The 23,355-nt window shown below is 32.9% G+C and carries 31 protein-coding genes and 1 other annotated feature; of the genes, 17 read left to right on the top strand and 14 right to left on the bottom strand.

All coding sequences use genetic code 11. From position 1 onward, the window contains the following. Positions 1 to 335 precede the first annotated feature (335 nt). The 4 genes from ACTQ5K_RS21505 to ACTQ5K_RS21520 all read left to right on the top strand — a co-directional run bounded on the left by ACTQ5K_RS21505 (position 336) and on the right by ACTQ5K_RS21520 (position 3,601). Positions 336 to 536 (top strand): cold-shock protein, encoded by a 201-nt coding sequence (locus ACTQ5K_RS21505; protein WP_016203922.1) that lies wholly within the window; start codon positions 336 to 338, stop codon positions 534 to 536. A 543-nt stretch (positions 537 to 1,079) separates the two neighbouring features. Continuing rightward, the gene (locus ACTQ5K_RS21510) at positions 1,080 to 2,546 is read left to right on the top strand and encodes a DEAD/DEAH box helicase (RefSeq protein ID WP_031535934.1); all 1,467 of its coding nucleotides are present in this window, start codon (positions 1,080 to 1,082) and stop codon (positions 2,544 to 2,546) included. Positions 2,547 to 2,697: 151 nt separating this feature from the next. Continuing rightward, a complete protein-coding gene (locus tag ACTQ5K_RS21515; protein ID WP_031535932.1) occupies positions 2,698 to 2,898 on the top strand; it encodes a cold-shock protein in 201 nt (66 codons plus the stop codon). Positions 2,899 to 3,205: 307 nt separating this feature from the next. Further along, positions 3,206 to 3,601, top strand: coding sequence for a hypothetical protein (locus tag ACTQ5K_RS21520; protein WP_031535930.1), 396 nt, complete (start codon positions 3,206 to 3,208; stop codon positions 3,599 to 3,601). A gap of 58 nt (positions 3,602 to 3,659) precedes the next feature. Here the strand turns inward: ACTQ5K_RS21520 and ACTQ5K_RS21525 are convergent, their stop codons facing one another. Beyond that, the gene (locus tag ACTQ5K_RS21525) at positions 3,660 to 3,953 is read right to left on the bottom strand and encodes a DUF6509 family protein (RefSeq protein ID WP_031535928.1); all 294 of its coding nucleotides are present in this window, start codon (positions 3,951 to 3,953) and stop codon (positions 3,660 to 3,662) included. Positions 3,954 to 4,419: 466 nt separating this feature from the next. Between ACTQ5K_RS21525 and ACTQ5K_RS21530 the strand changes: the two genes are divergently transcribed. Beyond that, positions 4,420 to 4,623 (top strand): cold-shock protein, encoded by a 204-nt coding sequence (locus ACTQ5K_RS21530; RefSeq protein WP_031535927.1) that lies wholly within the window; start codon positions 4,420 to 4,422, stop codon positions 4,621 to 4,623. 208 nt (positions 4,624 to 4,831) lie between these two features. On the opposite strand, the gene ACTQ5K_RS21535 is transcribed toward ACTQ5K_RS21530, so the two are convergent. From ACTQ5K_RS21535 to ACTQ5K_RS21555, 5 genes are all read right to left on the bottom strand, one after another. Continuing rightward, positions 4,832 to 5,521: an LrgB family protein gene (locus tag ACTQ5K_RS21535; RefSeq protein ID WP_031535926.1), complete on the bottom strand. Its 690-nt coding sequence runs from the start codon at positions 5,519 to 5,521 to the stop codon at positions 4,832 to 4,834. Next, entirely contained in the window at positions 5,518 to 5,889 is a 372-nt protein-coding gene (locus tag ACTQ5K_RS21540) for a CidA/LrgA family protein (protein ID WP_031535925.1), read from the bottom strand. Before ACTQ5K_RS21540 ends, ACTQ5K_RS21535 begins: the two co-directional genes overlap by 4 nt. A gap of 168 nt (positions 5,890 to 6,057) precedes the next feature. Further along, positions 6,058 to 6,933 (bottom strand): LysR family transcriptional regulator, encoded by an 876-nt coding sequence (locus ACTQ5K_RS21545; RefSeq protein WP_031535924.1) that lies wholly within the window; start codon positions 6,931 to 6,933, stop codon positions 6,058 to 6,060. A 110-nt stretch (positions 6,934 to 7,043) separates the two neighbouring features. Then, a complete protein-coding gene (locus tag ACTQ5K_RS21550; RefSeq protein WP_031535923.1) occupies positions 7,044 to 7,226 on the bottom strand; it encodes a hypothetical protein in 183 nt (60 codons plus the stop codon). A gap of 657 nt (positions 7,227 to 7,883) precedes the next feature. Beyond that, entirely contained in the window at positions 7,884 to 8,207 is a 324-nt protein-coding gene (locus tag ACTQ5K_RS21555; RefSeq protein ID WP_031535921.1) for a hypothetical protein, read from the bottom strand. A 406-nt stretch (positions 8,208 to 8,613) separates the two neighbouring features. Between ACTQ5K_RS21555 and ACTQ5K_RS21560 the strand changes: the two genes are divergently transcribed. Further along, positions 8,614 to 9,126: a haloacid dehalogenase gene (locus tag ACTQ5K_RS21560; protein ID WP_031535919.1), complete on the top strand. Its 513-nt coding sequence runs from the start codon at positions 8,614 to 8,616 to the stop codon at positions 9,124 to 9,126. A gap of 83 nt (positions 9,127 to 9,209) precedes the next feature. Here the strand turns inward: ACTQ5K_RS21560 and ACTQ5K_RS21565 are convergent, their stop codons facing one another. The 4 genes from ACTQ5K_RS21565 to ACTQ5K_RS21580 all read right to left on the bottom strand — a co-directional run bounded on the left by ACTQ5K_RS21565 (position 9,210) and on the right by ACTQ5K_RS21580 (position 10,829). Further along, complete coding sequence (locus tag ACTQ5K_RS21565) at positions 9,210 to 9,914, bottom strand: DUF3298 and DUF4163 domain-containing protein (RefSeq protein ID WP_031535917.1); 705 nt, start codon at positions 9,912 to 9,914, stop codon at positions 9,210 to 9,212. A 94-nt stretch (positions 9,915 to 10,008) separates the two neighbouring features. After that, positions 10,009 to 10,236, bottom strand: a complete 228-nt coding sequence (locus ACTQ5K_RS21570) for a hypothetical protein (RefSeq protein WP_031535915.1) — start codon at positions 10,234 to 10,236, stop codon at positions 10,009 to 10,011. A gap of 13 nt (positions 10,237 to 10,249) precedes the next feature. Next, entirely contained in the window at positions 10,250 to 10,480 is a 231-nt protein-coding gene (locus ACTQ5K_RS21575) for a hypothetical protein (protein WP_031535913.1), read from the bottom strand. Between the two features lie 25 nt (positions 10,481 to 10,505). Further along, the gene (locus ACTQ5K_RS21580) at positions 10,506 to 10,829 is read right to left on the bottom strand and encodes an ArsR/SmtB family transcription factor (RefSeq protein WP_031535911.1); all 324 of its coding nucleotides are present in this window, start codon (positions 10,827 to 10,829) and stop codon (positions 10,506 to 10,508) included. 234 nt (positions 10,830 to 11,063) lie between these two features. Here ACTQ5K_RS21580 and ACTQ5K_RS21585 point away from each other — a divergent pair, with 234 nt between their 5' ends. From ACTQ5K_RS21585 to ACTQ5K_RS21600, 4 genes are all read left to right on the top strand, one after another. After that, positions 11,064 to 11,447 carry a PH domain-containing protein gene (locus ACTQ5K_RS21585; RefSeq protein ID WP_031535909.1) on the top strand — a complete coding sequence of 128 codons (384 nt, stop codon included), beginning with the start codon at positions 11,064 to 11,066 and terminating at the stop codon, positions 11,445 to 11,447. A 165-nt stretch (positions 11,448 to 11,612) separates the two neighbouring features. Then, the gene (locus ACTQ5K_RS21590) at positions 11,613 to 12,371 is read left to right on the top strand and encodes a class I SAM-dependent methyltransferase (RefSeq protein ID WP_251629441.1); all 759 of its coding nucleotides are present in this window, start codon (positions 11,613 to 11,615) and stop codon (positions 12,369 to 12,371) included. Between the two features lie 219 nt (positions 12,372 to 12,590). Then, positions 12,591 to 12,845: a binding site (T-box leader), on the top strand. 130 nt (positions 12,846 to 12,975) lie between these two features. Then, positions 12,976 to 14,616 carry a methionine--tRNA ligase gene (gene metG / locus ACTQ5K_RS21595; protein ID WP_031535904.1) on the top strand — a complete coding sequence of 547 codons (1,641 nt, stop codon included), beginning with the start codon at positions 12,976 to 12,978 and terminating at the stop codon, positions 14,614 to 14,616. Positions 14,617 to 15,226: 610 nt separating this feature from the next. Then, entirely contained in the window at positions 15,227 to 15,742 is a 516-nt protein-coding gene (locus tag ACTQ5K_RS21600) for a hypothetical protein (RefSeq protein WP_048718878.1), read from the top strand. A gap of 36 nt (positions 15,743 to 15,778) precedes the next feature. On the opposite strand, the gene ACTQ5K_RS21605 is transcribed toward ACTQ5K_RS21600, so the two are convergent. The 3 genes from ACTQ5K_RS21605 to ACTQ5K_RS21615 form a co-directional block, all read right to left on the bottom strand. Beyond that, a complete protein-coding gene (locus tag ACTQ5K_RS21605; RefSeq protein WP_204375778.1) occupies positions 15,779 to 15,922 on the bottom strand; it encodes a hypothetical protein in 144 nt (47 codons plus the stop codon). A 151-nt stretch (positions 15,923 to 16,073) separates the two neighbouring features. Then, entirely contained in the window at positions 16,074 to 16,256 is a 183-nt protein-coding gene (locus ACTQ5K_RS21610; RefSeq protein ID WP_031535900.1) for a hypothetical protein, read from the bottom strand. Between the two features lie 140 nt (positions 16,257 to 16,396). After that, positions 16,397 to 17,227 (bottom strand): type II toxin-antitoxin system SpoIISA family toxin, encoded by an 831-nt coding sequence (locus ACTQ5K_RS21615; RefSeq protein ID WP_031535898.1) that lies wholly within the window; start codon positions 17,225 to 17,227, stop codon positions 16,397 to 16,399. A gap of 364 nt (positions 17,228 to 17,591) precedes the next feature. Between ACTQ5K_RS21615 and ACTQ5K_RS21620 the strand changes: the two genes are divergently transcribed. The 5 genes from ACTQ5K_RS21620 to ACTQ5K_RS21640 all read left to right on the top strand — a co-directional run bounded on the left by ACTQ5K_RS21620 (position 17,592) and on the right by ACTQ5K_RS21640 (position 21,849). Beyond that, entirely contained in the window at positions 17,592 to 18,122 is a 531-nt protein-coding gene (locus ACTQ5K_RS21620) for a GNAT family N-acetyltransferase (protein WP_031535896.1), read from the top strand. Positions 18,123 to 18,142: 20 nt separating this feature from the next. Continuing rightward, a complete protein-coding gene (locus ACTQ5K_RS21625; protein ID WP_031535895.1) occupies positions 18,143 to 18,715 on the top strand; it encodes a histidine phosphatase family protein in 573 nt (190 codons plus the stop codon). Between the two features lie 516 nt (positions 18,716 to 19,231). After that, positions 19,232 to 19,786, top strand: coding sequence for a sigma-70 family RNA polymerase sigma factor (locus tag ACTQ5K_RS21630; RefSeq protein WP_031535892.1), 555 nt, complete (start codon positions 19,232 to 19,234; stop codon positions 19,784 to 19,786). 2 nt (positions 19,787 to 19,788) lie between these two features. Further along, positions 19,789 to 21,171: a DUF4179 domain-containing protein gene (locus ACTQ5K_RS21635; RefSeq protein WP_031535891.1), complete on the top strand. Its 1,383-nt coding sequence runs from the start codon at positions 19,789 to 19,791 to the stop codon at positions 21,169 to 21,171. Positions 21,172 to 21,306: 135 nt separating this feature from the next. Beyond that, positions 21,307 to 21,849: a GNAT family N-acetyltransferase gene (locus ACTQ5K_RS21640; RefSeq protein WP_031535889.1), complete on the top strand. Its 543-nt coding sequence runs from the start codon at positions 21,307 to 21,309 to the stop codon at positions 21,847 to 21,849. Positions 21,850 to 22,034: 185 nt separating this feature from the next. Here ACTQ5K_RS21640 and ACTQ5K_RS21645 read toward each other — a convergent pair whose 3' ends face one another. Continuing rightward, positions 22,035 to 22,415: a DUF4183 domain-containing protein gene (locus tag ACTQ5K_RS21645; RefSeq protein WP_031535887.1), complete on the bottom strand. Its 381-nt coding sequence runs from the start codon at positions 22,413 to 22,415 to the stop codon at positions 22,035 to 22,037. Between the two features lie 142 nt (positions 22,416 to 22,557). Here ACTQ5K_RS21645 and ACTQ5K_RS21650 point away from each other — a divergent pair, with 142 nt between their 5' ends. Next, positions 22,558 to 22,893 (top strand): DUF4183 domain-containing protein, encoded by a 336-nt coding sequence (locus ACTQ5K_RS21650; RefSeq protein ID WP_031535885.1) that lies wholly within the window; start codon positions 22,558 to 22,560, stop codon positions 22,891 to 22,893. Positions 22,894 to 23,127: 234 nt separating this feature from the next. Continuing rightward, positions 23,128 to 23,310 carry a hypothetical protein gene (locus tag ACTQ5K_RS21655; RefSeq protein WP_031535883.1) on the top strand — a complete coding sequence of 61 codons (183 nt, stop codon included), beginning with the start codon at positions 23,128 to 23,130 and terminating at the stop codon, positions 23,308 to 23,310. Positions 23,311 to 23,355 lie beyond the last annotated feature (45 nt).

Genomic DNA, 23,355 nt, shown 5'->3' on the forward strand with positions numbered 1-23,355 from the left:
AAAAAAACGAAATTTTGATGAAAGAAAATATTTAGAAAGCGGATACAAAATTAAAAGTTTTATTTTATAAAAAGGGAGCTAAAAAAACTCCCACAAAAACTTGACTCAATCAGTTTTGAAAACGTTATTGACAAAAAGCCAATAAGATTATATTATAAGTGTAACGCAATTAAGTTCGGTATATGTTTTATGGATAAGGTGGTCGTAGCTGCAATGTATGTAGGCGATTTTCTTCTACATCATTCCAGCTACGGCTTTTTCATGTTGAATGAGGTATCGATTCCTAAAAGTTATATTAGGTGCTTAGTGTGTAACACATTTTTGGAGGTTTTACAATGAACACAGGTAAAGTAAAATGGTTTAACGCAGAAAAAGGTTTTGGTTTCATCGAGTCTTCTGAAGGGCAAGACGTATTTGTTCACTTCTCTGCTATTCAAACAGAAGGTTTCAAAACTTTAGAAGAAGGCCAAGACGTAACTTTCGAAATCGTTGAAGGTAACCGTGGACCTCAAGCTTCTAACGTAACTAAAGCTTAATAAAAAATTAAAAAAAGGTGATGCCTTTCAAAATGCATCACCTTTTTTAATGATGTTTACAAGAACTTCTATAACAAAGATTATTTCATATAAACGCTTTGAAAAAATCATTTTAGAATGAAAGCATAATGTGATTTACTCACTGTCTTATTACATTAACTTAGCATTTATATAAAAAATCTCCATCAACTTCATTATATTCATCCGTTAAAAAACCACATAATTTCCCACTAAAGTATGGTATAAAGGCTTTTAATTGATCCTATTTACCTTAATGTTTTGGAAAATGAAAAAAAGTGAAATAAAATGGAGAGTATATATTTATAACAAAATAAAACAATACACTCTAGGTTGGTATTTTCTAAACAATAATGTCCCTTATAATAGGGCGGTGTTTTAAGGTTTATATTAAAGAGTAATCATGCGCTAAAATTAGTGGAATCCATTCATTTAAAATGATAAAGATCCTATCCTACGACATTTATGGCCCTATATTCTAAGGAATATCAATCAACGGAGTACAATTACAAGGAGGAAAAAGTATTGACAACTTTTTCAGATTTTAAATTAAGCAGCAGTTTAGAAAAAGCATTATCAAACATGGGATTCGAAGAGCCAACACCTATTCAGGCACAGGCTATTCCAATTGCATTATCTGGTAAAGATATGATTGGACAAGCTCAAACAGGTACAGGTAAAACAACAGCATTTGGTGTGCCTTTACTTGAAAAAATTGAAGTTGGCAAGGCAGTTCAAGGGTTAGTTATTGCTCCAACAAGAGAATTAGCAGTCCAAGTAGCAGAAGAATTAAATCGTATCGGTTCTGTAAAAGGAATCCGCACATTACCAATTTACGGTGGCCAAGATATAAATCGCCAAATTCGCGGATTAAAAAAGAAACCAGAAATTATTGCAGCTACACCTGGTCGATTAATTGATCATATAGAGCGTAAAACAATTCGTTTACAAGATTTAAAAATGATTGTACTAGACGAAGCAGATGAAATGTTAAATATGGGATTTATTGAAGATATCGAAAGAATCTTAAGTGAAACTCCAGATTCTCGTCAAACACTATTGTTTTCTGCGACAATGCCAAAAAGAATTCAAAGCCTTGCAGAAAGATTCATGGTAGAGCCTGAAATCGTAAGAGTGAAAGCAAAAGAAATGACAGTAACAAACATCGAACAACATTATATGGAAGTGCAAGAGCGTCAAAAATTTGATGTTCTATGTAGCTTACTTGATATTCAATCACCTGAGCTTGCAATTGTTTTTGGTCGTACAAAAAGACGTGTTGATGAAGTAGTGGAAGGATTAATCAAACGTGGTTATTCTGCAGAAGGTATTCACGGCGATATTCCACAAGGGAAACGTGACCAAGTGATCCGTCGCTTTAAGGAACAAAGCATTGATATAATGGTTGCAACAGATGTTGCAGCAAGAGGATTAGACATTAGCGGTGTATCTCATGTTTATAACTTTGATATTCCACAAGATCCAGAAAGCTATGTTCACCGTATTGGTAGAACAGGACGTGCTGGTAAAAAAGGTCTTGCTATAACGTTTGTTACTCCTAGAGAGCTTGATCATTTACGTATTATTGAAAATGTAACGAAGAAATCAATGTCTAAAAAACCAATCCCTTCCCTTACAGATGTGTTAGCTGGTAACCAACAAGCTACCATTAATAAAATTACTAAAACTGTGGAAGAAAATGAGTATTCTGAATATAAGCGTGTTGCAGAAGGTTTATTAGAAGAAACAGATTCAGTAACATTACTTGCTGCTGCATTGAAGCTACTTACAAAAGAACCAGATGCTACACCAGTTAAATTAACAGCTGTTGAGCCATTGCGTTCAAGAAAGAAAGATAATCGTTCTGGTGGCGGTGGCGGTAACCGTAGACGTCGCAATGATCGTGGCGGAGAACGTGGCGGATATGATAGAAAACGCCCAAACTCTTCAGGTGATAGCAGAAGACCTAGAAGCCGTAACAGAAGCAAATAAATCCTATTCTTTTATCTAGAATACATTATTTTTCCGACAATAGATGGACGTTTAAATTTCAGCGTTTTAAATATGGAAAATTGGGTATACTAGTTAAATGAAGGGTATTTCATAAATATCCATGTTATTTAAATCTAGGAGGCAATAAGAAATGGCAACAGGTAAAGTAAAATGGTTTAATTCTGAAAAGGGATTTGGATTTATCGAAGTGGAAGGTGGAGAGGATGTATTTGTACATTTTTCTGCTATCCAAACAGAAGGGTTCAAAACTTTAGATGAAGGTCAAGAAGTTAATTTTGATATAGAAGAAGGTAGCCGAGGACCACAGGCTGTAAATGTAACAAAACTATAATCGTAATAAAGAGTCCTTTTATGGGGCTCTTTTTATTTTTCAAGTTTTTTACTGGTTGCTTGTGAAAAGAAAAGTTCAATAAAAGTGAGTAATGGAGAGCAAGACACGCATCTGCAAGCTTTGTGATAATGTCTTAGAAGAAACACTGGGAAATCAACTGTTCGAAAGAAATGATGGGTGAAACAAACGAACGCCACTGGTCGTTTGTTTCACTTAAGGAAAGAGCTTATGTAATAAGAAAGGACAACTCTTTGCTAATTTCACTGTAATTGTATAAAATAATAAAGTAAAGAAAGAGGTGCATAATATGAAAGAATTTAAGGTGAGTTTCCATGCAGAAGATGGAGTCGATCAAATGGTTGTACAAAAACTAAGTGAGGACGATTTTAATCGTGCTACGAGTGGAGGTACTAGACAATTATTTGAATTAGATACAAATATTGGTTTTTTTATTTATTTTGATGCAGTGGATGAGGCAGGAAAAGAATCTTATTTAGTTCTTCAGTATGAAGAAGAAAATGAGGATCCATCTGCTTGCTATAGTTTTCAGCTAAAAGATTTCTATCAATTTGTAGCATTGCACTTAAATGATTTGCAATATGAAGAAGATGAGGAAGAGGATGAAGAAGAGTTTGGTCCTATCCACTATCTGGCGCATTTAATGCATCATATTGTAGAAGATGGAAAAACTGTTGAAGTTTAAGCTAAAAGAGAAAAGAACGGAAGGAGTGCATTCCTTCCGTTCTTTTCTCTTTTCTGCCTTAAATTTCTTCCTCCAAATAATGCATGTTGCAAAAGGTTTTTATTTCTTCCAGTTCATCGTCTTCTAAGCCATAATCTAAGTATTTATTTTCTAAGCTATTATAAAAATGATAATTAAGAATGCGAGAGACACCCTCATCTACTGAGAAAAGAACTTTTATTTGCAGATGGTCTTCTTCTGCTAATTCATCGTCTTCATCGAACTCAACAGTTAGGAAAAATTCGTAACGTTTTCCGATAAGAATGCCAGTTGGGTCTTTTATTTCCTCAATGGTATATTCTTTTATGTTCACTTAATAAACCTCCAATAATTCTTCGATAAAACAATTGATAATTTGGTCACCTCAAAAATAATATCATATTAAGTAGGGAATAGCTAATTGAAAGAATTTTTAATATCCAAAATCCTTTCAGAATTTGGGAAAGAAAGATAACTCGACATTTTATTAAAATAATGTTTGCATTAATGGTAGGAAGTATGGCATAATGAAAAGTTTGACTTTCATAAGTATTTATGTTATATTTAATATTAGTTTTTAGTTTAGATTTATATTTCTCACGCACTTGTTTAGGGATTATTTCTTGTGTTTTCTCTTGTTTACAAGTGTTTTTTATTTTATGGCGTTAAATTTTCTATGTGAAGTGAAGAATATAGTAATAAGAGATGTGGGTAGAAGCATGAAATAGAATGCGCAAACTACCTTTATCACATAGTTCATTTAACAAAAAATTAGCTTCCTGGAGGTGCTTCATTTGGCAATGGGATTTGGAAGAAGAAATAATGAAGAAATTGTTAAAGAAGAAGTGATGGTTTGGGATTGTACATCAGAAACTTGTAAGTGCTGGATTCGTGATAATTTTAAAAGCAGTGAGACACCAAAGTGCCCAATATGCGGAAGTGAAATGGTTAAAACAACTAGAGAACTTCAAGTAGTTAATAATAATAGCATCTATTCGAAATAAAAAGAAGAGGAATTTTCCAAAAGGATTGACCTCACAAGATTTGTTCATTCGATTGATAGTAATCGATTGAGAAATCTTGTATGGTCTAATCTTATCTGGAGAAGTCCTATTTTTTTTGTCTATTTTTTAATGCAAAAAAAAGAAGAAATGCCAATAAAGAGACATTTCTTCTGCCATTATTTATTCTGTTACTGGTGCATGCGAACTCTTAAGCAGTAAAGTTAAGCATTAACGGGATCAAAGAAGTTCCCCATAAAACAGTAATCCACGCTGCTAAAATCATTGCAAGTGTAGAAAAGGTTGCCTCTTGTTCTCCAAATTCCATCGCTTTTGATGTGCCGACTCCATGTGCTCCCATTCCAAGCGCTAAGCCTTTTGCTATCGGGGAGTGAAGGGATAACCATTTTATTGTATACGGCCCAATGATTCCTCCTAGAACCCCTGTGATAATCACAAATATTGTTGTTAGTGTTGGCAGGCCACCAATTTCCTCTGATACGACTATTGCAATAGGTGTAGTGATGGAACGCGGCAAGATACTCATTATAAAGTCATTGTTTAAATGAATCAAAATGGATAATAAATAAGAAGAAAAAATCGCGACCAAAGTACCTGTTGTAACGCTAATCATAATAATCGTAAAATATTTCTTTAACAAATGTAAGTTTTTATAAATTGGAACGGCGAAAGCAATTGTTGCTGGTCCTAATAAATGTGTTAATGGTTGTGCTGATTCCATATAAGTCGTTGCTGGAATACGAAAGATACTAATAAACGCAATTAGCAATATGGGGGTAATTAACAACGGATGAAATAATGGGATATTCCATTTTTTATAGCAGGCTTTAGCTATCCGATAAAGAACATAGGTTATAATGGTGATTATGATAATTTTCATTTACTAAAACGTCTCTTTCTATTATAAATTTTTTCAGCAGTAAAACCTGTAGCCCCCATTACGATAAAAGTACTTATCGCGATTAGTAGTACTGTTTCAACTCCTTTAACATTTAGAATTTCGTTGTAATTTACAATGCCGACAGCTGATGGAATAAAAAATAACAACAATTCTGCAAGCAGCCAAGCAGCGCCTTTTTCGACCCATTCAATTTTCACTAATTTAAGCTTTAATGCAATAAAAAGGACAATTAATCCAATCATTGAAGCTGGAATTGGTATAGAAACGATCAATTTAATTCCCATGCCGATAAAAAGAAAAACATGGAGGAATAAAATTTGACCAGCGATTATCAATATATTCTTCAATGGGCTCACCTTCTGTTATTCATTTGATGGAATAATATCTTCCATCTCCTTGGTATATGAATATCATACGCTTCTAATCGTTATTCGTAAAATACATAGTTATTATAGTTAATATAACTAAAAGTTATTGAAAAGCGAAAGCGAGAGAGTTGAAGAATATAAGGATAATTATTCATTATCAAGGACAAAGTCGATAAATCTTCTGCTGGCAACGGATAGATAGCGATCCTTTTTCGTTATGATAACGAGCTCCCAATTTGTAACAGGCTCTAAATCAATGAACCGAACTTGATTATTATTTGCTCGATTGCATATCGATTCCGGTAGTATGGAAATTCCTAGATTTGCAGCGACAATTTCCACCATAAAGTCCCATTGGGAGCTTTTGAAAATAATATTTGGTTCAAATCCTTCTTGAATGAATTTTTTCCTCATTATTTCATATAGAGCAAATTCTTCGCTGTAGAAAATAAATTCTTCTTCTTTTAATTCCTTCATATGAACTTTATTTCTACTAGCAAACCGGTGCGATTCTGGGACAATTAATTTTAATTCTTCCTTAACAAGTGGAAACACATGGTAATCTTCATCCGCTAAAGGAAGCACAGCAACCCCCATTTCAAATTCGCCTTCTTCGACACTTTTAACTACTTTGGCAGCGCCGTATTCCTTTATATTAATTTGGATGTTAGGATATGCTTTATGAAAAGCGGCAATTATTTTCGGGAAAAATAAACTTCCGATAATTGGCGGGAGCCCAATATTAATATTTCCTCTTGTTAAATTGGTCATATCATGGAGTGTGGATGACATTTCTTCCACTTGTGCAAGGATTTTTTGTCCATATTCAAAAACGACTGATCCCGCATCTGTTAGCTCATGTGTTTTATTTGACCGATGAATTAATGTTAAGCCAATCTCTGCTTCTAGGCTTTTGATTGCTTTACTAAGTGCAGGCTGTGATATATGAAGATTCTCTGATGCCTTTGTCATATTTTTTTGCTTAACTACTTCTACAAAGTAATGTAATTGTCTTATTTCCATCTTTCTTCCTCCTTTCATTACGGAAAATGGCTGCCTCTAATCAAGGAGACAGCCTTTTTGACCATAATTCATTATGTTGTAATAAACTCCTTATAATTGCCGAATAGTGTTTATTTCGGTATTTTTTTTAGCAAGGATAAATTTCTAATCATCGAACCGACAAACATCGTGCCAGCTCCTCCAAAAAGAAGTATTAATACTGTTTGCTTGCTAATAACATCAAGTGGATACAGTACACTGCCTAAGATTGCGAAAAAACCAATTAGCGATAAAAACCAACCAAATTTAGTCATAATAAACTTCCTGTCCTTTAAATAAAATGTATTAATAATTACCTATTTTACGCAAATTAGAAGCGAAGCACAACTATTGGCTAGTAGTTTGTCGAAAATTGTGGTGTATTCGTTCAGCTCCTAACACAATACTGGTAAAAAGGGCTGAATTTAATCGGCGATTTTATCAAGCCTGAAAGGAAATTACACGAAAGACTCGGATCATTTCATTCGGTTAGAAGAAAAAATTTATTCGCATTAAGAAATGATTTATTTTACAACTTCATTTTTAAAGTGCTACTTCTTTCTAACAGCTTGTAGGAACTGATGGAATTGATGAAAAAAATTAGAGACACATTTATATATAAATACGGAGTAATTTTAAGTTTAAATGGGAAATGGATGTGGTATAAGTAGATTATCAACTTAAGAAAGGTGTGAACATCATGAGCATTTTTCACCAGTTAAAAGACAAGATAATCTTTATGCATAATTGGAAGGATAATTTAACTGCACACAAAAAATATGAAAATTTATACAAAAAAAATGCGACAGAAATGATATATCTTAATATGTACCGTTTAAAATCAAAAAAACAAAATGAACAAAAATAATAGACTAGGGTGAGACGCATCCTAGTCTTTGTTATGTTTCAAAATCATTTAGCTATATTTTCTATTATGCCATGGATGTTTCTTTTAAATAATCAGAAAAAACCTTTTGTACAAGAACTTCTTCTTGAATATCGTCCGAATTATGTAAATCCTTAATACAGACTACGTAAACAGATTTTACAAATAAGTGTAATGCTTCATCATCCGTTAATTTCTGGATTTTCTTTATTAGTTGAATATCAGTAATGTAATTAACGATACGATCAAGGAATTCCTTCGGGTAATCTTTTGGCTGCTTACCAGTTTCCTCTTGAAAAATTCCTCCTTGTCCTTCAATTTCGACATGACGTATTACTTTTTCTAATTCTTGAATACTGAATATCTCCATTGATTATACACCTCTTTCCCTCTAGTATTATAACAGGCTATTAAACAGTAGTAAATTGATGATTTTACACTATTTGAAAAAGCTTGATTTAATAGTCTTTCAGTGGTGTTATATAAAAGATTAGAAGAAAGATTAGGAAGGCTTTTTTTCCTATTTTAACTCCATCGTTATTCCTAAAATAAAGGAAAGTACTACAAAAAGAAAGTCAAAATGTTACAATAGTCTTTAGTCCATACCGAACGGGAAAAGCCTATAACTACATAAATGGAGGAAGATAGGTGTTTTAAACTCTTCCATATTAGAATAGGAGAAGTATAATAAATTTCAGCGAGAGGACTAAAGGGAAAATTCATATTTAATGGAAGTTTTCTAATTACATTTACGTTTATTTCGAAAAGGAGTAGTAATGGATAATAATAAGATGTATCATATGGTGAAAAATTTTCATGAAGCATTTGGACATGAAGTGGCAAAAGAACCTACTGCTATTGATGAAAAAACAGCTGTTAATCGAGCGGTTTGGACAGGAGAAGAATTAGTTGAATTTCTATATGCTACGGCTGAAGGAAATGAACAGAAATTCCAAGTATTATATAAACAGTTTTTACAAGGATTAGATAAAGCTGCTGATAAAATACTTACCCAAAAGAAACCAGTCGATGATAAATTAGTAGCACAGATGGATGCACTAACAGATGTTGAATATTTCAATCAAGGAAGTTTTGTCATTGCTGGTGTTGAGCCATTTCCTCTCTTTCAGATAGTGCAAGAAGCGAATATGGGAAAATTATTTGAAGATGGCAAACCACGCTTCAGAGAAGGGGATGGCAAGATTATTAAGCCACCGAATTGGGAGGCAGATTTTGCACCAGAAGGCAGATTAAAAGCGGAAATAGAAAAACAAAGAAAAAATAAATAGAAATAATGGGAGGAACTGAGAGTTGGTCAATACTGTAAAAGTAATAATGGCCACCAAAGTTCTTCCCATTTTTACTACTCAAATTATTGAAATACGGAAGTAGGAATCAATATGGATGGATTGCCAGAAACGTATGGACCTACTTCATATTGCTGGAATATTAGGACTATTCCTTTGTCAGATAAAAAGAAATTCGTTTCATTTGTTACTTTAAAGTCTGCAAATTCAGTAGAATCTGAATAAAATATTTCAGGATGTTTTTTCATATATGCTAATGCATAATTTGTTACCTTTTCATATTCTCGCTCTGATGTGAGAAAGTCATCTAATGTCAATTGATTTCCTGATTTCAAATCAAAATTATATGACGAAATAACCGTGTTTCCATGTGCACCACCAGTAAATTGATAATCATTAAATATGATGCTAAGTTTATTATTACTGTTGAATTTCACCTTGTAATTGGTAATGTATTCGAATTTACAAACAGATGGTGACTCTTTGCAAATTGGATCTGTTTTCATTTTTTCCATTTCTTTCATCCATTTAAAATATCTCTTATAAGAATGTTTGATATGCTGTAAAAGAATTTTGTTTACTTGATTTTGAGCTTTGTTATTTGGTGCGCTTATTAGCGTAGGATATTTGAGATTTTCGATATTTTTATATTGTTTTGTCATAACCACATTAGGTGTTTTAATCGCAGATGCAGGTATTGGTTGAATAGTAAAAATAAGTATATGTAAGACAGATAACGTAAGAATAAATAAATTCGTTTGTTTTTTCATAAAAATCTCCATTCCTTTCAGATAGTATTACTATTTTTTTACGAAAGAGAATGGATATGTATGGTGATAATTGGAAAAAGCTAAAGGGAGTTGATTAATCGACTTCCTTTAGCTTTTTTTCAATGGATTTAAGATGGTTATTTAGGTCATTTATCATGGTCATTTGCTGCTTATGAATAGATAGGCTGCTTCTTTCCAACTTTAATCTTTCGATGGCTCTAGCCTCTTTCCGTTTAAGAAAGCGAACAACGATAAATATAAGTAAAACAGGAATGAAAATATAAAGGAATAAAGTTGGCAAAACCATAATGGCTATAGTCATATTATTTCTCCTTTTAATTTGTCTCATCTAAGATTTTTTCAATGTGGACAATTCTTTCTTTGATTTTGTTAAGAGCATTTATTTGTTCTTTTTGATTTTCAATATTTTCTTTTTCTATAATAATCTTTTCATCTGCTCGTGCTTCCGCTCTTTTCATATATCTAGCTAAATAGAATAGAAACCCAAGGATCAAGACTATAGGCAGAATAAAAATGAGTAAATTGATCATACTAAATAATTGCATTTGTTACCTCCTAAAATGTAATATGCTACTCCTTTCTTTTTTTTATCGACACGGTTTTAGCCAAGTCTGTAATGAATTTTTCTGATAAAGGAACATGAAAAGGAATCAATTCATAGTATTTCATTGCTTTTCCATCTTTCGAAATTTCATGGTGTCCCTTAACAATTTCTGCGTTTTCTAATTTTTGAAGATGTAAATATAACAATGGTCTACTAATTCCAAGCTCTCGAGCTAACAGACTTACGTATTTTCGTTCTTTTTGCAATATTGCAATAATTTTTAATCGATACGGATTAGACAATGCTTCAAGTACTAGGAGTAATTGATCACCGTTATTTATACTTTTCATATGTAATAATTTTATTACAGGTGTAAATGTTATGCAAGAACAATTTTGAACTTTTTTTGCAAAGTATATTAAAAAAGGAGGGAAATAAGAATAGAATAAAAAGCAATGGCTTATCACATAAAGTTGTTTCGTATTTTTCGCAATAAATACTACAATCTTATGGAAAAGTGTTAAATTAGGAAACTTTTATAGCTGTTAATTCGTATATACATTAAAAAATGGAGGTAGATTTTTATGGGTTTTTTAAATGGTTTAATGGGAAATGCAAGTTCAACAGATGTGAAAGAATTAGAAAAGGAATTAGATAAGATTATCGGATCAAATGAACAGATAGAGCTTGCATATAAATTAATTCGAGACTTAATTGTATTTACTGATTTACGATTAATTCTCGTTGATAAACAAGGTTTAACTGGTAAAAAAGTCGAGTATTTGTCAGTGCCTTATAAAAGCATCTCTCGGTTTAGTATCGAAACTGCTGGTCACTTTGATTTAGATGCTGAATTAAAAATTTGGATTTCTGGTGCAGAATTGCCAGCTATATCCAAACAATTCAAAAAAGATAGTAGCATATATGACGTGCAAAAAGCACTTGCAAGTTATGTGGCAAAGGCTTAAGATAATTGGAAATTAGTCCCTGACTGTTTAAAGACAGTTATGGGACATTCTCTTAAAAAAATATAGAAGGAATGTAATGTTCTTTGTGGAATATTTATTTAGTATGGTGCTTATAGGATAAAGATAGGTGGAGAAGGAAAGATTGGGTGGAATAGGGGGAATAATATGCATTCAGAAGCGAAATTTACAGGGAAGTCTACATTATATGATCGTTATCGTCCAGGTTATCCAAAACGTTTCTTTATTGAGCTTTTTACAGAGTATATTGGTGCCAAAGATAATTTCGTCATTGCTGACATCGGTGCTGGTACGGGGATTTTTACAGAATTAGTTGCTACTTTTGGAACAGATATTATAGCGATAGAGCCAAATGACGATATGAGATCTATTCTAAAAGAAAGAATGGAAAATTTCACACAGGTGACATGTGTAAACGGTTCAGCTGAAAAAACAGCGCTTGCTGATAAGAGTGTGGATTTAATTACGGTTGCTCAAGCATATCATTGGTTTGATGCAATTGCCTTTAAAAAAGAGTGCGAACGAATTCTGAAGAACAATGGTCTTGTCATGCTTATATGGAATAGTCGTGATCATACGAGTAGCTTAAATATGGAAACGGCAAAAATATCGAAAAAATATTGTCCTGATTTTCAGGGGGTTAGTGGTGGAATTAATATTGAGCGCCTGGATTTACAGCAATTTTTCACGCATGGCTATGAGCATTATGCTGTCTCCAATCCATTAAAAATGGATAAAGAACATTTTATAGGCAGAAATCTGTCTGCTTCCTATGCACCAAAAGAAGATGACTTTTTTTACGAGGAATTTGTTGGTGAACTAGAATTTCTTTTTGAAAAGTACAGTAAGGACGAAACAATCCTAGTTCCGAATGACCTGCATGTTTATGTAGGCGCTATCATTTGAGTGTTTCGAAGAATACTAGTATTTCCTTTAAGAAACTTTTATACGACTCTCACCCCTTATTTAGGAATATGGGAGCAAGATCAGATTCCGAATGTTCACTAAGCTTTTCTGAGGGGATAAAGGCCCCTATGATAATGGAAGTTTTCTTTTGTAGTTGAAGGACTTTTCGAAAGATATTGACAATTGACGAAGAAAAATCTACAATAAATCTTAATAAAAATGATGGCGTAGATAAGGAAAAGTAAATAAGGCAATTTTTTTAGAGAGCTTCCGAGGGTGGAAAGGAAGTAAATGAACCTTATTGAAAATGACCTTTGAGCTTCGTACCGAAAACTATGTGTGAGTAGACTACGACGAGACAGGCACTCGTTACAACAGCGGCAGTATCTCTTTCAAAAAGACGTACTGATTAGAGGCAAATAGTGCAAATTATTTGTAAAGCTAGGTGGTACCACGGGTAAACTCGTCCTAATCTTTTTAGATTAGGGCGTTTTTTTTATGGTTTTTAAAATGATAGGAGGATTTTATAGGCAGTAAGAGTGTGCGTTATCGAAATTCAGATAAGCAAAACAAAATGGAGAGATGAATGAAGGAGGAATAAATGATGACAATATTTATCGGGGGAGCTTGGCCATATGCAAATGGATCCTTGCATTTAGGACATGTGGCGGCATTGTTGCCAGGAGATATTTTGGCACGATATTTTCGCCAAAAGGGAGAGAATGTACTTTACGTTTCAGGAAGTGATTGTAATGGAACGCCAATCTCGATACGAGCACAACAGGAGCAAACAACTGTTGAGAAAATTGCCGATCGCTACCACAATGAATTTTATCAATGCTTTACCCAGTTAGGATTTACTTTCGATTTTTATACAAGAACAGATGCACGGCATCATCACATATCAGTTCAAGAGATATTTCTTACTTTATTAAAGAATAATTTTTTATATAAAAAAACAGTTGAGCAGGCATATTGTCAAAAAGACAACCAGTTTTTACCTGATCGTTTAGTAGAAGGCATTTGTCCTCACTGCAAACAAAAAGCTAGAGGGGATCAATGTGATTACTGCTCTAGTATATTAGATCCATTAGAGTTAGAAGACAAACGCTGTAAAATTTGTGGTGAAACACCAGTCATTCAAAAAACAGAGCATTTCTATTTTGCTTTTAGCAAGTTTCAGCAAGAGATGGAGACATACTTAAAACATGCTGAAGAAAACCAGCTTTGGCGTGAAAATGCTCTTTCTTTGACAAAACGTTACTTAGAGGAAGGACTTCCTGACAGAGCAGTTACAAGAGATTTACCAAATGGAATTGATGTTCCATTAGAAGGCTATGATGGGAAGAAAATTTATGTTTGGATTGAAGCTGTGTCAGGCTACTTAACGGCTACTATAGAAGTATGTAAAAAGGAAGGCATGAATGTGGAAGATTATTGGAAGGAAGAGACGATTTCTTATTACGTGCATGGAAAAGATAATATTCCCTTCCACTCCGTTATTTGGCCGAGTATATTGCTTGGGCTGGGCAAAAAATCCTTACCGACACATATCATTTCTAGTGAGTATTTAACATTAGAAAAGAAGAAATTATCCACCAGCCAAAATTGGGCTGTATGGGTTCCATATATTTTACAAAAATATAATCCTGATTCCATTCGTTATTTCTTAACAATGAATGCTCCTGAAGCAAGAGACACAGACTTCTCATGGCGGGAATTTATCTATAGTCATAATAGTGAACTATTAGGAGCATACGGTAATTTTGTAAATAGAACATTAAAATTCATTCAGAAAGCGATGAATAGCAAGATTCCAGAAAAGCAGATTTCAAAAAGGATTATAGCGTTTACAGAAGAGGTGTATAAAAAGTCAGGAGAATGGGTTGAAAAGGGAAGTGGAAAAAAAGCGTTAGAAGAAATTTTTTCTTACATTCGTTATGGAAATCGTTATTTTGACAAGCAAAAACCATGGGAACAGATAAAGGGAAAGGTGGAAGATGCAGAAATTACTTTAGCTAATTGTACATATATTATTATAAATTTAGCCCAACTTCTCGAACCATTTGTTCCTTTTTCTACACAGAGAATTAGAGACATGCTTGGTATTAACAAAATAGAATGGAAGCTACAACACACACTTCCATCCGAAATATTGTATGTCACCCCTTTATTTGAAAGATTGGATTTAGGATTAATCGAAGAAGAGTTAAAAATACTACAAGATGGAGTGATAAACGGCTAGCCTTCTGACAGTTCGCTTAGCTTTTTTTCACTAGTATCTCACTTTTAAACTTCAGTAGTAGTAGGAGATATCTGTCTGTATTAATCCGATTGCTTCAACTAACCATTAGCGGAAGAGGATAGAACCCTCCGGTTAATGGTTAGTTTTTATTTCTATGGGAAGGAACCTGTTGAATAGGTAAGAAATTATTATTCATCAGAAGGTTTTAGATGAATTCCTCCGAGAGCCAATTACTTTACCGTCTTCCTTCCGCTCCCTCTGATAATACAACGACATAAGCATTTATCTTGTATGTCACCATTTGGCAGTAAGAATGACTTTTCTTAAAAGACCGAAATTGATTGTAGAAAATTGATTTTTTTCAGAGAAAATACAGGAAAATTGCGTTCATATATCGAATTGATAGGTATTAATATTATCATTTATGACCATTTCATGTAATATGAATATACTAGATTAAATACAATACTTGGACCGTAAGAAAAATCACTTGGCAATTTTTCCATTACTATGGAATAGACATAAAGTAATAAACAAAGAGCGGATTATCAGAGAGTATATGGCAAAAGGAGTTGAATAAAGCAGTTAATAAGTAAGGAGGGAGCTAAAAATGAAGTGGAGTGAGTTTGTATCCCATGGAAAGAACAGAGTCTTACCAGTCATTATAGAGGTATTGGGCAAAAAATATCCACATTATGCAAGTAAGCTTTATCCAATATGTTATACAAGCTTTAGTGATTTGGGAATTCTTTTTACACCCTGTGGTTTATTTAGAAAAAAGAAGAAACAAAGTATTCGAACGGTTCGATATAAAGAAATTATGTCAGTGGAGTTTAACGTCCAACGAGTACCAACTGTTTACTTATACCTTTTAGGATCCTCTTTGCATTTGAATATTATTCTCCACTTAAAAGACCATTCCATTTTATATTTGGAAAGTGAAGATATAAGTCTCTTTCCTGAGCTAATTCAGCTTTTAAAAAAGCAGAAAGTGGTTATTAAAGATCCTTTAAAACTCCAAAAAATTCTAAAAGAACAGGATACGATGGAAAAGTTTTATTCCTATATTGATAAGTATTTAGAACAGGATTCCTATTATAACGACAAGGAACCTAAAATAAAATAGAGAATCAACGGTTAACGAGTTATTTTGAGATCAAAATCAGTTACTGAATTTCGTTCTTTTTTCTAAGGATTCTAATAATTCTATTGCATTCTTATTGTAAATAGAAGCAGAAAAATGCATAGATGGTACACACATATGTCGACGATTAGGATTGCGATTTTGTTTTCTTTTTATTGTCATAGAAATAAGCCTCTTGATTACTTTTTATCTATAGGTTTTCCATCTTTTCAATATTCTTATACAAGCCTTTAAAACGTAAAAAAAGAGTCTCGGAAAAGAGTTAGAATTCTTGATGGAAAGAATTCTTCTCCTTTTTTGAGACTATAACTAATTAAGCACGTTTTGCTAGTAAGTTTAATGCTTTTTTATTCATGTCATGAATATCTTCAAATGTTTCTGATACTGCTACTGTCATTTTTCTCCTATTCGGATTCATTGACTTTTTCGACTGTTTATTTGGTTTGTTGAATGGAGTAGGATTTGAAGCAGCTGTCGTTTTCTTTTTGCTTGCCATATCAATTCCTCCTTAAAGAAAAGTGTTTGAATGAACAAGACACAAGCTATTAAGCAAGGAAACTAGCAAACTTTCGTTTGTTAGAAATGCTCATGCTTTATCTATATATTATTATACTACAGAATATGTAAAATGGAGCCTTAAACCATGTACCAATCGAAAATTTGTGCGAGGTTCAGTATATGGGAAGCGTCGATTCCGTCAACTTCTACGAAATGAGAGCTGATACCAATCAGCATATTGTAACTTTCCCCATAATATGCAACGATAAAAACATTTTTCGTTAATTCCTCTACTGTTGAATCAGTACCTGGACCCTTTAATGGAATACTCTTTCCTTCGAGAAGCTCTTGAATAATGCTGGTTCTACTTTCGTTATCTAGAAAGCTAATATTATAACAAATTTCTACACTATTAAAAGCTATATTCACATTTTCTTTTAATTCTTCTCCATTTGTGCTAATCGCAAATGGAAAAATGGCGATATGAAATTGAAATGTGTCGGCATAAAGATTTAAATATGTACGTAATTCTTCTCGATATTGCCTCCAATGCTGAGGAGGATTACGATCTATAAAATGTTCAGCTGTTTTGGAAATAACTTCTGTAAAGTTTTGAACTTTTTTTGCATTATACCCTAAAACTTCCTCATTTTTGCGGATTGTTTTTCGGATATAATTGCTGTGCTGAAATTCAGTGTTCCAAATCTTCAGAATATCAGGAGTTTGGAAAACGGCAATATCAAGAAAGACGGCAGCACAAACAAAAGACAATATTGTTTTCCAGTCGACTATTTGCAGCTGATTAGAAAAAAAAACCAAGCAGATAAGAAGAAAGAATAATACATAATACGACTTGCGAATTGCTTGGAGATTTTCTACATATTTATCTGTCCGCCACCAAAAGTATAATAGGGAAAGAACTACTAATAAGATAATGGCAGACAGGAAGCTATAAAAGATCGTTGTCAAAGTAACTCCTCCTTTTGACACTATATGACTATTATTATACCATGGAGCATCTATTTTAAAGAATTATAATAAGGAATGAGATCATTTTCTTTACGGGCATTTCTACCGTTTATTATGCAAAATTAACTAATAATGAAAGCTCTTTGTATTTTACAATATGTAAATTATAGACTAAAGATAACGGAGGTCATAGCAAAAAGCTTTCCGAACACAGCCTTTCGTTTTGTTAGCCATTTCCTTTTTCTAGATATAGTAGGAAATTAGTACACAGCTTTTAATTACCCTAGGATAATAAGCGGAAATTGATTATAATAGGAAAAAATGGTAATTTTTTAGATGGATAAACAGAGAAAAGGGGATTAAAATGTTTCCAACATTAGAGACTGAAAGATTAATATTAAGAGAACTAGTAAAAGAAGATGCAGCAGACTTATTTTCTTCCTTTTCTAAACCAGAAGTAATGCGCTATTATGGCCAAGAAGCTTTTTCAAACATGGATCAAGCGGTAACATTAATCCGCCACTTTTCAGATAGCTATCGAAATAATAAGGGAATTCGTTGGGGAATTCAAAGGAAAGGAAGCAAGCGCCTAATTGGCACGCTTGGTTTAAATAATTTTGTCCTCACACATAAACGAGCTGAAATCGGATATGAAATACATCCCGATTATTGGAGAAATGGATACACGTCAGAAGCGGTAGAAAGAGTTGTCTCCTATGCATTAGAAGAGCTTCATTTAAACCGCTTAGGGGCTTTGGTTTATTTAGAAAATGCTGCATCTAATAATCTTGTTAAAAAGCTCGGATTTCACCATGAGGGCATTCTCAAATCATATTTTGTACAAAATGGTCGAACTTATGATGCAAATGTATATGCAATAATAAAAGACATTTAGTAAAAGAGAGAAGGAAAAAAGTGGGTTCTTTAACAACGGTATATTTTGTAAGACATGCTCACTCGGAGTATTCCACAGATGAATTAGGCAGGCCATTATCAAAGAAAGGTCTTGCAGATGCTAAAAGAGTAGCAAAGAGAATGGAAAAAGAGTCAGTCAATATTGTTGTCTCAAGTCCTTATAAGAGAGCGATTCAGACTGTTGAGGGTATTGCTGGATATTTTCAAGTTGAGATTGAAGCCATCGAAGAATTAAAAGAACGTGTCTTAGCATCAGGAGAAGTGAGTGATTTTAATACGGCAATCGAAAAGGTGTGGACAGAGGAAACTTTTGCATGGGACGGCGGGGAATCGAATATCATTGCCCAAAAAAGAGGAGTACGAGCACTTTTTCATTTACTAAAACAATATGAAAATAAAAACATTGTTATTGGTACGCATGGAAATATCATGGTCTTAATAATGAAATACTTTTCTAAGGAATATGATTTTTATTTTTGGAGAAATTTACAGATGCCTGATATTTATAAACTAACCTTTGAAGGTCAACAGTTACAGGCTGTGCAAAGAATATGGGAAGATCATAATGGATAGACATCTCTTCTTATTTGGTGGTGGCCTCCATTTACGAGTAGATTGGTGAAGGAATTTGCAGAATTGGTTTCTACACGCAGTGGGAAAATATCTTTATTTATTTTAGAAAGAGCAAATTGGCAAATGTATATGCCCTAGATATACATTAGCACTGACAGAACGGGGGATAAAAGAATTTCACTATATAACCTTAACCAACTGTTTTGGCAGATGAGGCAAGCGAACTACTTCACAATAGTTCGGGCATCGTCATCTCATCGGCGGCGAATATACAGAGCATTATGAAGAATTAATTGTAGAGACTCCTATTTCAACGGTAATTAAGGAATAATTTTCAGCAGGAATAATAGGCATTAAGCAAAAAACTTTCATTCCATATAATCATGGGAAAATTGCTAATAGGTACATAGCTTTCAAAAAATCTTATGTTGCATATTGCAATGTAAGATTTTTTTGCGAAAAAGGGAACATTTTAAGCTGATAGCTTATCAAATAGTTAGAAAGGAGGGGAAAAGGTTGAAAATTATTGCATTGAAAAGTTTTGAAGTGGAGAAAATGAATAATTTAGTAATACTAGCAAAACAAGGAGATAAAGAAGCATTTGTGCATTTAATTCAAGAAAATAAAATAAGTTTGTATCGAGTAGCCAAGGGAATATTGCAAAATGAAGCAGACGTAGAGGATGTCATTCAAATTACAATTTTAAAAGCATATGAGAATATTAGAAAACTAAAGGTGTCAGAGTATTTCAAAACATGGATTACACGAATTCTAATTAATGAATGTACAACAGTTTTAAGAGGTCAAAAAAAAGTTGTTCCAATGGAAAATAACATTAATGACCTAGCTACTACAGAAGATACATATACAAATGTAGATTTGTATCATGCAGTTCATTCTTTAAGAGAAAAATTAAGAATTGTTACGATTCTTTTTTACTACGAAGATTTATCAACAAAAGAAATTGCTAATGTACTGGCTCTTCCAGAAGGAACCGTTCGCTCAAGGCTTTCCAAAGCAAGATTAAAGCTTCAAAAAAAGCTTAATATACAAGAGAAGGAAGGAGAATAACAATGACTGATCACTTTGATAAAAAGGTAAAAGAAATGGTAAAAGATGATTATATGATTTCTGAGCAACTAGAAAACAAAATAAATGAAACACTAGCCAATTTACCAAGTCATAAAATGCATGGTAAGAAAAAACGAATGATTATTTCAACAGCGGCGGCCGCAATTCTTGTCTTATCCATGGTAACATTTCGAATGAACCCATCATTAGCACAAAATATTGGCATTCCTACCTATTTAGAGAAATTTCTTTCATTAGGAAATGACTATGAAAAAGTGTCTCTCCAAACAAGTGAAGTACAAGAAAGTCAAGGAGTTAAATTAACGATTACTAATACCATTTTTGATGGGTATTATCTACTGGTGTCATATAAAGCAGAACAGAAAGACCCATTTAAACATAAGCCAATCTTATTTCCGCAAAATGCAAAAATTGTAGCAGGAGATAAAGAGTCTTTTGTATCGGTATCAAATGAATATGGTGATTTTGAAGATAAAAATAATACAGTTTACAATGGTGTGACGGTTTTTCCATTAAATAATGGCTCGTTTGATTTTAATCATGAAATAGATTCAGAAGAAAAGTTTATTGAAGAAAATAAACTAGATATTTTTAATTTACCTAAAACATTTCATTTACAATTCAATCTGGAAGAGCTCGGTTTAGGCTTAGAAAATGAAAGTGAAAATAATAAAATAAAAGGGAACTGGGAATTTGACTTGCCAATAGAAACGGTAAAAGCAATGGAAAACAGTAAAGTCATTGACTTAAACAAAAATATCCCGGAATTAGGAAATAATGTGCAGGTTGAAAAATTGGTTATAACACCTATTCGAATATATTTACAAGGACTTCAAGAGGAAAAGAATAGTAGTAACTTAGATTATGTGATAAAAGATGATAGTGGAGAAACAAAAACTAATTTAGGGGGATCTGTTTATGTGAATGATAATGGTCCTGATAGATTATTAAGTAATTATGAGAATAATAATCCATTAATGAAATCATTAACCATTGTACCGTTTGAATATCATAAAGAACCACAAATAACTGCAGAGAACTCTACAAAATTTAATGCTAGTGGCAAAACAAATCTACCAATTGGTAAAGGGAATTATATTACGATTACAAACGTGGAAGAAAAAGATGGTAAAACCTATCTTTCTTATCATGCAGATGTACCAGTGTATGAGTATATGCCATTTATTATTCGGGATAAAGAAGGGAAGGATTACTACCGTATTTATGAAAAAAATGTACCTTCTACTGTAAACTCTGATGCAATTGCAGTGATGGATGGCAATCTTATGGACGATGACTATACGATTTTTAGTCCAAATACGTATTATTTTGATCAAGCCTTTACCATTGATATTACAAAATAAGGATAAGTTGGAGCTATGAGAAAATTTCTTGTAGCTCCGTTTTGCTTCTAAAATTTATATCCCTTGTTGTCAGAAAAATCTGTTGTTTTTTATAAAGGAAGGGGGTTAAAATTATGAAGAGAGAGGAGCGTTTAAATGGTACAAACGACTGAACAAATATACATAAGGTTATTTGAAGAAAAAGATGCAGAAAGTCTTTGGCAATTAGAGGTAAGGAATCGAAAGTTTTTTGAAAAATATTCAATTGCAAGGAAAGAACTATTTTATACATTAGAATTCCAACGTGAGCTTATTACAACATGGAAAGAAAATGAGAAAAAGGATATTGATTATCATTTCGGGATATTTTTAAAGGAAACGGATGTTTTGATTGGAAGTGTCAATCTATATATGGTAAGAAGAGAACCTGCTCATAACGCAATTGTAGGCTATGTACTGGATAAAGAGCAAAATGGCCAAGGATATATGACAATGGCAGTGAAACAGTTAGTTGATTATGCATTTAACACCCTGAAATTACATCGTCTAGAAGCAGGAGTCATGCCACATAACATAGGATCGATTCGCGTATTAGAGAAAGCGGGGTTTCATAAAGAAGGAATAGCAAAAAGTAATGTGAAAATAAATGGACAGTGGAAAGATCATCAGATTTTGGCGATTATTAATCCAAATGATTAGAGGAAATTCAATATAGGTTACCTTTTTTTAATGGAATCGTAATATGCTTTCTATTAACCATTTGCACCTACAACTTCATTAAATTGCTCGATAGAAGTATGTAGTGGCTATAAATTAGGTTAGATATTTTATGTACAAGAAAAAAACAGGCAGAGAAATGGATAGTTTTTCTGCCTGTCGTATTCTTACGTTGTAATGGTTGCTTCTGAGGTTGGTGCAAAGTTGGTAATTTCTAATACAACAGGAGTATCAGCAATAACGGTAGAATCTGCAGGAACGGTAATAATTAATTGTCCAACACCAGTACCTCCAGGTGTATAAGCAATAAGATCATCCATTTGGAGTACTCCATTTACATACACATTTAAATAACTGTTATCAGCAGTAAGTTCTGGTAACGTTGCGCCATCGGCACCAGTATCTGTCATAAAATCATCTGCTGCAATTGTAAGTGTTCCTGCTCCAGTTACTGGCTCGGTAACGATATTAAAAAAACGATCAACAGTTGGAACCGTATCAATATCAAGCGCTGCACTCACGGCAAGCTTCATGATTTGCAAAGGCATAGTATCACCACCTTAATCCATTTATACTTTATGATATGAAAATAGAACGAAAACGACTAGACGTAATGGAATTAATCACAATATGTGCACCATCTGACATTCTATTTATAAAATAAATATTATGGCAAAAAAGGTGGGGGAAATGGAAAAAAAACAACGATTGCCTAAGCCTTATTTGATACTTCCTGACGTTCCTTCTACAGAGATTTATGTGCACATCCCTAAGAAAATGATGGTTATAGAGTATTTTGCTATCGCTGATGGAATAACGAATATTTTTACAGAGAAAGATGGTGTAAAGGAATTAGGAAATCAAAAAATTCTAGATCCATCGAAGGTATCCTATATGAATTTATTTATTAATGCTGTCTTGCAACCAAAGGAAAATTACGAAGTGAAAAAGGGAATGATTTGTCTAAAAACAGAGGATGTTCCTATTTGTGGAGCGACTGTTATTCTACAAATGTTCATTGTTTAACTATTCCGGTCTGTCTTGAAAAAAAGGATAAGGCAGGCTTTTTTCTACCGTGCTTTTTTCAATAAGCAGATTAAATTAGATGAATTATTTACTTGTAAAATTGGAAATGCAGTTTCTTTATATGGTTTCTTTCTTTATACAATTAAAATCCTTTTTAATAATTCATAACTAAATATTCTTAATGCTTCATAAGATGGTATATGGATAAAACTTTACAGAGATGTGGGGGCAAAAATGAAGAATAAAGGTTTATTAATGAAGATTTTTTTCCTCGGAATTTTTGCTTATTTTTTTATTGATTTTATAAAGCATGCAAGAATTATCGTCATTTATCCAATGAGGATGAGCATTATTTATGTAATAATAATTATTGGAATATTATTTTATTCTTTTTATCAAATTCGGAAAAAAAGCTAAAGAAAAACATCTCATGGAAAAAGTCCATGAGATGAGGAGCAGTAT

This window comes from Niallia sp. Sow4_A1 (assembly GCF_052116745.1).
Lineage (GTDB): Bacteria > Bacillota > Bacilli > Bacillales > Cytobacillaceae > Niallia > Niallia hominis.

Bases quoted from the DNA above. Each gene is read 5' to 3' on its own strand.
- ACTQ5K_RS21620 (WP_031535896.1), top strand. From the start codon at position 17,592: ATGTTTCCAACATTAGAGACTGAAAGATTAATATTAAGAGAACTAGTA.
- ACTQ5K_RS21640 (WP_031535889.1), top strand. From the start codon at position 21,307: ATGGTACAAACGACTGAACAAATATACATAAGGTTATTTGAAGAAAAA.
- ACTQ5K_RS21580 (WP_031535911.1), bottom strand. From the start codon at position 10,829: ATGAAAAGTATAAATAACGGTGATCAATTACTCCTAGTACTTGAAGCA.
- ACTQ5K_RS21555 (WP_031535921.1), bottom strand. From the start codon at position 8,207: ATGGAGATATTCAGTATTCAAGAATTAGAAAAAGTAATACGTCATGTC.
- ACTQ5K_RS21655 (WP_031535883.1), top strand. From the start codon at position 23,128: ATGAAGAATAAAGGTTTATTAATGAAGATTTTTTTCCTCGGAATTTTT.
- ACTQ5K_RS21520 (WP_031535930.1), top strand. From the start codon at position 3,206: ATGAAAGAATTTAAGGTGAGTTTCCATGCAGAAGATGGAGTCGATCAA.
- ACTQ5K_RS21565 (WP_031535917.1), bottom strand. From the start codon at position 9,914: ATGAAAAAACAAACGAATTTATTTATTCTTACGTTATCTGTCTTACAT.
- ACTQ5K_RS21560 (WP_031535919.1), top strand. From the start codon at position 8,614: ATGGATAATAATAAGATGTATCATATGGTGAAAAATTTTCATGAAGCA.
- ACTQ5K_RS21590 (WP_251629441.1), top strand. From the start codon at position 11,613: ATGCATTCAGAAGCGAAATTTACAGGGAAGTCTACATTATATGATCGT.
- ACTQ5K_RS21605 (WP_204375778.1), bottom strand. From the start codon at position 15,922: ATGACAATAAAAAGAAAACAAAATCGCAATCCTAATCGTCGACATATG.
- metG (WP_031535904.1), top strand. From the start codon at position 12,976: ATGACAATATTTATCGGGGGAGCTTGGCCATATGCAAATGGATCCTTG.
- ACTQ5K_RS21645 (WP_031535887.1), bottom strand. From the start codon at position 22,415: ATGCCTTTGCAAATCATGAAGCTTGCCGTGAGTGCAGCGCTTGATATT.
- ACTQ5K_RS21575 (WP_031535913.1), bottom strand. From the start codon at position 10,480: ATGCAATTATTTAGTATGATCAATTTACTCATTTTTATTCTGCCTATA.
- ACTQ5K_RS21545 (WP_031535924.1), bottom strand. From the start codon at position 6,933: ATGGAAATAAGACAATTACATTACTTTGTAGAAGTAGTTAAGCAAAAA.
- ACTQ5K_RS21585 (WP_031535909.1), top strand. From the start codon at position 11,064: ATGGGTTTTTTAAATGGTTTAATGGGAAATGCAAGTTCAACAGATGTG.
- ACTQ5K_RS21610 (WP_031535900.1), bottom strand. From the start codon at position 16,256: ATGGCAAGCAAAAAGAAAACGACAGCTGCTTCAAATCCTACTCCATTC.
- ACTQ5K_RS21600 (WP_048718878.1), top strand. From the start codon at position 15,227: ATGAAGTGGAGTGAGTTTGTATCCCATGGAAAGAACAGAGTCTTACCA.
- ACTQ5K_RS21505 (WP_016203922.1), top strand. From the start codon at position 336: ATGAACACAGGTAAAGTAAAATGGTTTAACGCAGAAAAAGGTTTTGGT.
- ACTQ5K_RS21530 (WP_031535927.1), top strand. From the start codon at position 4,420: ATGGGATTTGGAAGAAGAAATAATGAAGAAATTGTTAAAGAAGAAGTG.
- ACTQ5K_RS21535 (WP_031535926.1), bottom strand. From the start codon at position 5,521: ATGAAAATTATCATAATCACCATTATAACCTATGTTCTTTATCGGATA.
- ACTQ5K_RS21515 (WP_031535932.1), top strand. From the start codon at position 2,698: ATGGCAACAGGTAAAGTAAAATGGTTTAATTCTGAAAAGGGATTTGGA.
- ACTQ5K_RS21635 (WP_031535891.1), top strand. From the start codon at position 19,789: ATGACTGATCACTTTGATAAAAAGGTAAAAGAAATGGTAAAAGATGAT.
- ACTQ5K_RS21550 (WP_031535923.1), bottom strand. From the start codon at position 7,226: ATGACTAAATTTGGTTGGTTTTTATCGCTAATTGGTTTTTTCGCAATC.
- ACTQ5K_RS21570 (WP_031535915.1), bottom strand. From the start codon at position 10,236: ATGACTATAGCCATTATGGTTTTGCCAACTTTATTCCTTTATATTTTC.
- ACTQ5K_RS21650 (WP_031535885.1), top strand. From the start codon at position 22,558: ATGGAAAAAAAACAACGATTGCCTAAGCCTTATTTGATACTTCCTGAC.